This window comes from Lunatimonas sp., assembly GCF_020832325.1.
GTDB lineage: Bacteria > Bacteroidota > Bacteroidia > Cytophagales > Cyclobacteriaceae > Lunatimonas.
Window position 1 is genome coordinate 26,500 of the sequence record NZ_JAFIEU010000041.1, and the last position, 7,969, is coordinate 34,468.

The 7,969-nt window shown below is 47.2% G+C and carries 11 protein-coding genes; 5 read left to right on the plus strand and 6 right to left on the minus strand.

Features of this window, described 5'->3' with window-relative positions; translation table 11 throughout:
• Positions 1-148 precede the first annotated feature (148 nt).
• Complete coding sequence (locus JJU34_RS14680) at positions 149-391, plus strand: hypothetical protein (protein WP_228693141.1); 243 nt, start codon at positions 149-151, stop codon at positions 389-391.
• Positions 373-687 carry a type II toxin-antitoxin system RelE/ParE family toxin gene (locus JJU34_RS14685; protein WP_228693142.1) on the plus strand — a complete coding sequence of 105 codons (315 nt, stop codon included), beginning with the start codon at positions 373-375 and terminating at the stop codon, positions 685-687. Before JJU34_RS14680 ends, JJU34_RS14685 begins: the two co-directional genes overlap by 19 nt.
• Positions 688-902: 215 nt before the next feature.
• Here the strand turns inward: JJU34_RS14685 and JJU34_RS14690 are convergent, their stop codons facing one another.
• The 3 genes from JJU34_RS14690 to JJU34_RS14700 all read right to left on the minus strand — a co-directional run bounded on the left by JJU34_RS14690 (position 903) and on the right by JJU34_RS14700 (position 2,924).
• Positions 903-1,283, minus strand: a complete 381-nt coding sequence (locus JJU34_RS14690; protein WP_228693143.1) for a hypothetical protein — start codon at positions 1,281-1,283, stop codon at positions 903-905.
• The gene (locus tag JJU34_RS14695) at positions 1,280-1,780 is read right to left on the minus strand and encodes a hypothetical protein (RefSeq protein WP_228693144.1); all 501 of its coding nucleotides are present in this window, start codon (positions 1,778-1,780) and stop codon (positions 1,280-1,282) included. The genes JJU34_RS14690 and JJU34_RS14695 overlap by 4 nt, the downstream gene beginning before the upstream one ends.
• A 589-nt stretch (positions 1,781-2,369) precedes the next feature.
• Positions 2,370-2,924: an acyl-CoA thioesterase gene (locus JJU34_RS14700; RefSeq protein ID WP_228693145.1), complete on the minus strand. Its 555-nt coding sequence runs from the start codon at positions 2,922-2,924 to the stop codon at positions 2,370-2,372.
• A 56-nt stretch (positions 2,925-2,980) separates the two neighbouring features.
• Between JJU34_RS14700 and JJU34_RS14705 the strand changes: the two genes are divergently transcribed.
• A complete protein-coding gene (locus tag JJU34_RS14705; protein WP_228693147.1) occupies positions 2,981-3,430 on the plus strand; it encodes a DUF4440 domain-containing protein in 450 nt (149 codons plus the stop codon).
• 130 nt (positions 3,431-3,560) lie between these two features.
• On the opposite strand, the gene JJU34_RS14710 is transcribed toward JJU34_RS14705, so the two are convergent.
• The 3 genes from JJU34_RS14710 to JJU34_RS14720 all read right to left on the minus strand — a co-directional run bounded on the left by JJU34_RS14710 (position 3,561) and on the right by JJU34_RS14720 (position 5,057).
• The gene (locus JJU34_RS14710; RefSeq protein WP_228693148.1) at positions 3,561-3,989 is read right to left on the minus strand and encodes a hypothetical protein; all 429 of its coding nucleotides are present in this window, start codon (positions 3,987-3,989) and stop codon (positions 3,561-3,563) included.
• Between the two features lie 57 nt (positions 3,990-4,046).
• Positions 4,047-4,253, minus strand: coding sequence for a hypothetical protein (locus JJU34_RS14715; protein WP_228693149.1), 207 nt, complete (start codon positions 4,251-4,253; stop codon positions 4,047-4,049).
• Between the two features lie 363 nt (positions 4,254-4,616).
• The gene (locus JJU34_RS14720; RefSeq protein ID WP_228693150.1) at positions 4,617-5,057 is read right to left on the minus strand and encodes a GNAT family N-acetyltransferase; all 441 of its coding nucleotides are present in this window, start codon (positions 5,055-5,057) and stop codon (positions 4,617-4,619) included.
• A gap of 28 nt (positions 5,058-5,085) precedes the next feature.
• Here JJU34_RS14720 and JJU34_RS14725 point away from each other — a divergent pair, with 28 nt between their 5' ends.
• Both JJU34_RS14725 and JJU34_RS14730 read left to right on the plus strand, forming a co-directional pair.
• Complete coding sequence (locus JJU34_RS14725; protein WP_228693151.1) at positions 5,086-6,348, plus strand: DUF3472 domain-containing protein; 1,263 nt, start codon at positions 5,086-5,088, stop codon at positions 6,346-6,348.
• Positions 6,349-6,372: 24 nt separating this feature from the next.
• Entirely contained in the window at positions 6,373-7,785 is a 1,413-nt protein-coding gene (locus tag JJU34_RS14730; protein WP_228693152.1) for a sulfatase, read from the plus strand.
• Positions 7,786-7,969: the final 184 nt, after the last annotated feature.

Genomic DNA, 7,969 nt, shown 5'->3' on the forward strand with positions numbered 1-7,969 from the left:
CTGCCACTACAAATGGCTTGACGAATTTTGCGTTATTCAAAGAAGGAAAAGACAACCGGGTGTAGTGGATACAACACCGAGTCTGATTTGGGATACGCTTGTAATATCTGCCAAAATATACGAGATTTAAGAGATAAACGGAATGGTTATGGAAACACTGGAAAAACTCCGCAGCGAATTAATCGATAGAATCGGTACCGTCAAAAACAAGGAACTTCTTGTTGCTCTTGATCATCTCATTTCATCTTATGATGCCGGCGATATACCGTTAGAACTGACTACTGATCAACAAGAGATGTTGGAAATGAGTGAAACAGACATCAAAAACGGGCGATTGATTTCCCAGGAAGCGATGGACAAACGAAACCTGGAATGGCTAAATGGACTGTAAAATGGACCCGGACCGCAGACATCCAATTCGTTGGCATTTTGGACTATTGGGTTAAGCGGACCAAATCAACCGCCTATTCCAAAAAACTGATTAATCTGGTTTCCGAGAAAACCTTACAAATCGCAAAATCACCTTTTTTGTATAAATTCACCGACTTTAGAGACACGAGAGTTGCCTTAGTGGGAAATTTCAGTATTTATTACAAAGTAGGGGATCGGGAGATCATCATTACTGCTTTTTGGGACAATCGCCAGGATCCTAAAAGACTTATCGAGGCGCTAAAGGAAGCAAAATAATCGAAAACGTTTCATCTGTCTATAATTGATTTTTAATGGTCAAATGGAATCCCTGCCTGCTGCAGGCAGGTCGCACGTTTTCCCCGGTAGCCATCGGGGCAGCCCTCTGTGTGCCGCTTGCGTCGTGCTCGATTTCATATGTCTTCAATTTGTCCTTTAACGGCCATACCTGACTGCTATACCTTCGGCAAGTAAACCGTCAAGTATGCTTTATTTCATAAGCATTCCCTTGTGGAAATATTGATTAAATTATAAGGGGGAGCAGCAGGATAAAGATCCTGACAGATATAAGAATCCCTGCTTTCTGGAGTTTCACTTATTTCAAAGTATATTTTGTCCCCAATTTGCCAATCGTCGATACCCGGAAGTTCAAGAGTCATTATTACGTTGGAATATGTTTTGCTGGTTATCGTTACCGAACCTGTTTCAATTTCTTTGCCCTGTGGATCAGTTACTTTAATCAAATATCCCTCAGCCGTACCCCCGTTTCCAATAATAGTTCCGGTTAGACAATTTGTGCCAGCAGGTTTAATGGATTCTGTACAACTAAAGCCAGATATTAACAGGGACAATAGTAAAATCAATGTCTTTCTCATGGCTCTACGTTTTTGAATTCAAATTCTACGTCCGTATCTAAGTATTCTAATGGCAAGGAAACAAAAAAGAGAACATCAGTAATTGCAGCACAATCTTGTGGTTGGATTTTCAACTCAACTTTGACTTTATTGCACATTCGTTCAGAAAACAATTCCTTAAAACGTCCGCATTCATAGGATTTCACCCGGCCTCCGACAATAAATTCATTTTCAAAATCAATTTCAGTTAGTGGAGTTTGGCATGTAAGCCAATCTTCCAATTCACTTGTCGAAGTGATCTTAACTGTTACGAGATCCTGCTCTGCCTTTTCTATTAAAGTGCAATTGTGTTCACCGACCAGCAGAGCGGTTATGTCCGAACCTACGGGGATCGATTCATCGCATACCTGATTACTTTGCTCTATGCAGGCAACTAATAAAAATATTACCAGAAAGGTTGAAACCAGTATTTTTACCTTACCAACTTGGCGCCGTTTGGTTTTATATTTTTCAATCATGATTTTTAATTAAAATGGAAACAAATTTATAGATTAAACAATCTAAGCCTTTTACCAGTTGATTGTCTTGATTTGTCGATTAATACGCTATATTTTATCTTAAATGTTGTATACAGCTTAAAACAGCATGTTTCCTCCACCCAACTTCCTTGTTTACAGTACGTAGAGACATCCTAAAACGCTACATATTAGCCAAAGATTTATGGATAAAATACTTTATTCTTATACTCATTGAAGATTTGTTTCTCAAAGGAATGGAGTGATAGATGGGTTTAGTAAATACTACATCCGGTTGGGGTTCACCTAATACCTCTTTTAAAAATAATATCGCTTGTGAAGATTTCAGGGCTAACGCCTCTGGGTGGCTCTTGGGGATATGCGGATTCTACTACTAACATGACAGGGCTACGCCCCTTTGGGTTGGTCGACGACTTTGCGACAGGTTTTTTTGATTACTTATGGAAACGAGGGAAACGGACTTATCCCCTCTATTTTCTTCGCGTCTTTGCGTGAACCTCTTCTGCCGAAAAGACCGGAACGGTAATGATTTCATAATAACCCAGAGGCGAAAAACTTTCTAAATCCTCCTTTATACCCCCACCTCACAACGCTCCCCGGCAAGTAGCCGCTTGATCTCCTCAGGGTCCCGGTTTTTCTTGATTTCTTTTTGGTAGGCGGCGTGTTCCTGTTTGAATTTTTTCCGGTAAATAGCCTCCACAAAACGCCTGATATCCGTTTTGGTTTCCAACTTCAGCGGAGGCACCGTAGTCGGCTTGTCGTCCTCTCCCTTGGCCACCATTGTAAAGTATGAGGTGTTGGTGTGCTTCACGATCCCAGTTTTTACGTTTTCGGAAATAACCTTGATCCCGATGATCATGGAGCTGTTTCCTACATAGTTGACCGACGCCATCAGGGATACCAGTTCACCCACCTCCACGGGCTGCAAAAAATCCACTGTGTCCACCGAAACAGTCACACAATAGGCCCCGCTGTGCTTGCTGGCGGTGGCATACGCTACCTTGTCCATCAGGGACAGTAAAATTCCTCCATGTATCTTTCCCCCAAAGTTGGCATAAGAAGGGATCATTAATTCCGTAATCGTCACCCGCGAGAAGCTTGAGGGTCGGGCATCTAGTTGTTCCATACTTTCAAATAACGGATAAATTGCGCAATTTTACCCGTATCAAACCTTCAAACCCTATGAAAAAACTACTGCTTGCTTTTTTGCTTTTCGGCGTTACGCTCTCCGCTTGGGCGCAAACTTCCGACGAAGAAGCGCTCCAGGCCTTGATTCAGGATTCCTTTGACCATATTTGGTCTGAATTGGACGCGGAAAAGATCCCCGATTACTACCTACCTGACTTCCTCTTGCTGGAGCACGGCGAGGTGTGGGACAACGCCTTTATCGCCACCTATTTTGAGGGGGCGAGGACCAGGCCTCAACGGCCTATCCGCACCAACAGCTTTGAATTTATCCGTACGGATGTCCAGGGGGACATAGCTTGGATTGCCTATCACAACTACGCAGACTTTGCCATCGAAGGACAGGAAACCCGCAAGGCCTACTGGCTGGAAAGCGCCGTGGCCCTAAAGACTCCGCAGGGATGGAAACTGAAAATGCTGCACTCTACCCGGGGAAAGGTCGATTAAAGCTAACTAGCCTACATTCCATAACACACGCATTTGTATGAAGCGATGTTTGGGGGATTCAAAGGGAGATGGGTCAGTTTCTCAGCGTTGTCAGGCGAGATGCTGTGCGGTATGGAAATAAGCTACTTTCCTAGTCCTCTTTTCTTTGTGTAGGGTCTTCGTCCGCCTGTTTGTCTAGTAGTTTTTTTAGGGATTCGATATCGGCAAGGTCTTTTGCCCGTCCGGAAACCTGTTTGTTCTTTATGAAATCATTGGCACTGATGAACGATAATTGCAAGCCGTCAATATCGGTCTCGACACGGGCGTTGTAGGCCTCGTCAAAGTCAACTCCAGATATGGCGTTAAGGATGTCGATGCGCAATGGCGGATAACCCAATTGGGTAACATAATTTTCGCGTAGAAAATCATCCTCTGTAAGCCGGAGCTGATCAAATCCGAAATCAGCTATCACCTTGACCATCCTACGGGCGTTTTCCGCATCGGGTTTTATCCATATATCGAGGTCTCCAGTATTTCTCGGTCTTCCGTGAAAGGAAAGTGCATACGCGCCAACCACCATATATTATATTTTACGTGGTGCTTGTTGAGAAACTCCACAAACTCGATGAAATCCTGTTCAAGCATCGAGATTCCGCTGGTTTATTGCTTTTTCAATGTGTTCGGGGTAGCTTCCAAGCAACCAACTGTAGTATGCCCTGCGCAAGCGTGTCACTTCGGCTATCCGCTCAGAAGCCGGACGGTCTAACCAAAACAGGATATCCCGGAGGTCTTCCTCGTCTATCTTTACTTGGTTGGCCACCATTGCCATCTTCCGGTTTTTCATAGAGTCTATACTAACTTATCAATGTAAATATACAAAATGTCGGACATTAATAAAAAAGGGAAAGGGCGTCTACCCGTTCCAGTCCGTGTCCTTTCTGATGTCTTTGACAAACTTACCATTGGGAAAATCCTTATCGAGGCAATTGCTTTTCAGATAATCCAATACACTTTGCTGTGTTTGCTGGCGGTGGCCTAGGCTACCTTATTCATCAGGTACAGGAATATTACTCCGTGGATCTTTTGCCCTCGAAGGACAGGAAACCCGCAAGGCCTACTGGCTGGAAAGTGCCTTGGTCCTAAAGACACCGCAGGGATGGAAACTGAAAATGCTGCACTCTACCCGAGGATAGATAGACTAGGTGCCTTAGTCTTTTTTTCTCCACTCCATCACCACGTAGTCAAGTCCACCTTTTGTAAACGTTTCAGGAGTACATGCCAGACCAAACCTTTCGTAAAAGCCGGTTTTTGCTTTTCGTGCATTGCACCAAATTCTTGAATAGCCGTCCTCCTGTAGGCCACGAAGTACATGGTGCAACAGAAGGGATCCATAGCCATTCCCCTGATGGGCTTCCAGCGTGGCAAATTTCCGGAACTGTACCTCCTTTCGATTCGCAAACACCGAAACTACCGACACCACCGTACCATCAAGATATAAACCCCAGTGGCTACCGTCGCGGTCATCATCTAACCGAACGTAGTCTAGGTCACGGTCCGGCCACATGACCTGATGGCGTAAAGACCACACCAAATCCAAGTTAACAGATCCTATGCGTACGTTTTTAGGTAATTTTTTGCTTATTTGCATCTGGCAAAAATAACCAACCGGGCGCAAAATGGGTTTTTTATCTCCCTTCATCTTTCAGTTATTTCTACTACTTACCGCTTCCTTCCCCTCTGCGACCGTCCCCTTAGGCGGAAATGCCTATCAGACATCGGGCACTATGCTGGAGCCTGTATCAGGGGAGGGGATCAGCAGTTGGAGCCATATCGATACCGAATACGCCATTTACTTTTACCTGGACAAGGGCACAAAGGTGACTTTGGCGCTCAACGCGCAGCCCCAGCAGGCCACGGCCATCCTAGCCGCCCGGATAGGAGGTAAGGAACAGGAATTCACACTCAAGCCAGGACAGGGCTCTGTAGATTTGGGTAGCTGGGATCTTGGACCGGGTTATCAGTGCCTGCAGTTGACGGCAGTGGATAGGGAAGGCTCGCACTTTGGGCATTTTTCCGACCTGGTCATAACCCCCGAAGAAGAGGTAAACCTGCACTACGTCAAAGACAACGAAGCAAATCGATTCTATTGGGGGAGAAGGGGTCCATCGGTTCACCTCAGGTATGAGGTACCAGAAAACCGCTCCTTCAAATGGTTTTACAACGAGATGACCGTGCCGGAAGGCCAAGATCCTATTGGATCCTATTTTATGGCCAACGGATTTGGTGAGGGTTATTTCGGCATCCAAGTCAACTCCCCTACCGAAAGGCGTATCCTGTTTTCCGTTTGGAGTCCCTACCAGACAGACAATCCCAAGGAAATCCCAGAAGACGAACGCATCCGCCTGCTTCGCAAAGGGATAGATGTGTACACCGGAGAGTTTGGCAACGAAGGCTCGGGAGGGCAAAGTTACCTCAGATACGCTTGGAAATCTGGCGTAACCTACCGCTTCCTCAATTCGGTGGAGCCTGACGGAAAGGGCAATACGGTCTACACGGCTTATTTTTACGACCCGGAAATGGAGGAGTGGCTGTTGATAGCCTCTTTTGCCAGACCCAAAACAGACACCTGGTACAGTCGCCCCCATTCATTTCTTGAAAACTTCAACCCGCTGTATGGACACGTCGGACGGAAGGTTTTTTATCAAAACCAATGGATCGGAGATATAGCAGGCAACTGGCATCCCATCGGCAAAGCTACCTTTACCGGTGACGATATCGCCCGAAGGGGCTACCGCCTGGATTTTGCCGGAGGTGCAGAAGGACAGCGCTTCTTCTTACAAAATGGAGGTTTTTTCCAGCCTCATACAGATATCGGCACCGCACATACCATACCCTTGCCGCTTAATGAGCCTCCGGTTTCCCTTGAAGCTTTACCCTAAAAATCCATTCATACCCCAAAAGACATGCAAAAATTCTGTTTCCTTTCCCTTCTGACCATACTAGCATTGGCCCTTCCAGGCCTTGCGCAGCAGCAGTCCCCCAACATCGTATTGGTGTACATAGACGATATGGGCTATGGTGACCTAAGCATCACCGGAGCCAACGGTTTCCATACACCCCACTTTGACCGGATGCTAAAAGACGGCGCATTTTTTTCCCAGTATTATGCACCACAAGCGGTTTGCTCAGCGTCCAGGGCGGGCGTGATGACCGGAACTTATCCCAACAGGATCGGCATGTCCGGGGCATTGGATCACACCGCGCAGATCGGCCTGAATCCCGAGGAGGAAACCATCGCCGATGTCCTCAAAGAACGGGGCTATGCCACGGCGGCGTTTGGAAAGTGGCACTTGGGTCACCACCCGGAGTTTCTCCCTAACCGACAGGGCTTCGACGAATTCTACGGCATCCCCTATTCCAACGACATGTGGCCCAACCACCCAACCAGTAAGAATTACTACCCTGAGCTACCGATGATTGCCAACGAAACGGTGGTGGAGCTGAATCCGGATCAGAGCCAGTTTACCACCGTATTCACCGAGAAGAGCTTGGCGTTTATGGATAAGAACAAGGATAAGCCCTTTTTTGTCTATTTGGCCCATCCCATGCCGCATGTCCCACTCTTCGTTTCGGACAAGTTTAAGGGCAAATCCGAGCAGGGCCTTTACGGAGATGTGATCATGGAGCTGGACTGGAGCATCGGACAGCTCCGCCAAAAAATTGCCGAACTCGGCTTGGAAGAAAACACCCTGCTGATCGTGACTTCAGACAATGGCCCATGGATCAACTACGGCAACCATGCCGGCAGTACCGGTGGGCTACGGGAAGGAAAGGGGACTTCCTTCGAAGGAGGACAGCGCGTACCTTGCCTGATGGTTTGGAAAGGCGTGGTGCCGGAGGGATTGGTAGTAAACAAACTGGCGTCTTCCATTGATCTGCTGCCTACCATTGCCTCCCTTACCGGAGCCAAGCAGCCCCGCAAGAAGATAGATGGCATCGACCTCTCTTCGCTGGTAAAGGGAGACCTATCCCAAACGCCCCGAGATCACTTTCTCTTTTATTACCGAAGAAATAATCTGGAAGCCATCCGGATGGGGGATTGGAAACTTGTACTGCCACACCAAGGCCGAACCTATGAGGGTTTCTCTCCAGGCAAAGACGGGCAACCGGGGCCGGTTTACGAAAACTACTTTTTCGAGGGAGGGCTTTATGACTTACGGCGTGATCCCGGAGAGCGGTACAATGTGCGTGCGGATCATCCGGAGATAGAAGCGGAAATCCTAAAGATCGCCGCTGCCGCGCGGGAAGATCTGGGAGACGATCTCACCGGACATTCGGGCGCTAACCGCCGGGAACCTGGTAGGCGACCCAACTAGGCCCAACTAATAAAAAAAAGCGCTCGGCTTGCTATGCCGGAGCGCTTTTTTTAGTGTGCCGTGCATGGTAACTAACTAGGTGGTGAAAGTCCACTGTGGGGGTTTGTAATCGCCAACCACTAGCCAATAGCAAGGGTGTCCATCGTGAGGTGGAATCTGAAGGAAGCAGGCGGCAAAACTCTGC

What these genes read in the sequence shown, in the direction of transcription:
- JJU34_RS14680 (WP_228693141.1), top strand. Translation starts at nt 149, where the DNA reads ATGGAAACACTGGAAAAACTCCGCAGCGAATTAATCGATAGAATCGGT.
- JJU34_RS14685 (WP_228693142.1), top strand. Translation starts at nt 373, where the DNA reads ATGGCTAAATGGACTGTAAAATGGACCCGGACCGCAGACATCCAATTC.
- JJU34_RS14690 (WP_228693143.1), bottom strand. Translation starts at nt 1,283, where the DNA reads ATGAGAAAGACATTGATTTTACTATTGTCCCTGTTAATATCTGGCTTT.
- JJU34_RS14695 (WP_228693144.1), bottom strand. Translation starts at nt 1,780, where the DNA reads ATGATTGAAAAATATAAAACCAAACGGCGCCAAGTTGGTAAGGTAAAA.
- JJU34_RS14700 (WP_228693145.1), bottom strand. Translation starts at nt 2,924, where the DNA reads ATGGAACAACTAGATGCCCGACCCTCAAGCTTCTCGCGGGTGACGATT.
- JJU34_RS14705 (WP_228693147.1), top strand. Translation starts at nt 2,981, where the DNA reads ATGAAAAAACTACTGCTTGCTTTTTTGCTTTTCGGCGTTACGCTCTCC.
- JJU34_RS14710 (WP_228693148.1), bottom strand. Translation starts at nt 3,989, where the DNA reads ATGGTGGTTGGCGCGTATGCACTTTCCTTTCACGGAAGACCGAGAAAT.
- JJU34_RS14715 (WP_228693149.1), bottom strand. Translation starts at nt 4,253, where the DNA reads ATGAAAAACCGGAAGATGGCAATGGTGGCCAACCAAGTAAAGATAGAC.
- JJU34_RS14720 (WP_228693150.1), bottom strand. Translation starts at nt 5,057, where the DNA reads ATGCAAATAAGCAAAAAATTACCTAAAAACGTACGCATAGGATCTGTT.
- JJU34_RS14725 (WP_228693151.1), top strand. Translation starts at nt 5,086, where the DNA reads ATGGGTTTTTTATCTCCCTTCATCTTTCAGTTATTTCTACTACTTACC.
- JJU34_RS14730 (WP_228693152.1), top strand. Translation starts at nt 6,373, where the DNA reads ATGCAAAAATTCTGTTTCCTTTCCCTTCTGACCATACTAGCATTGGCC.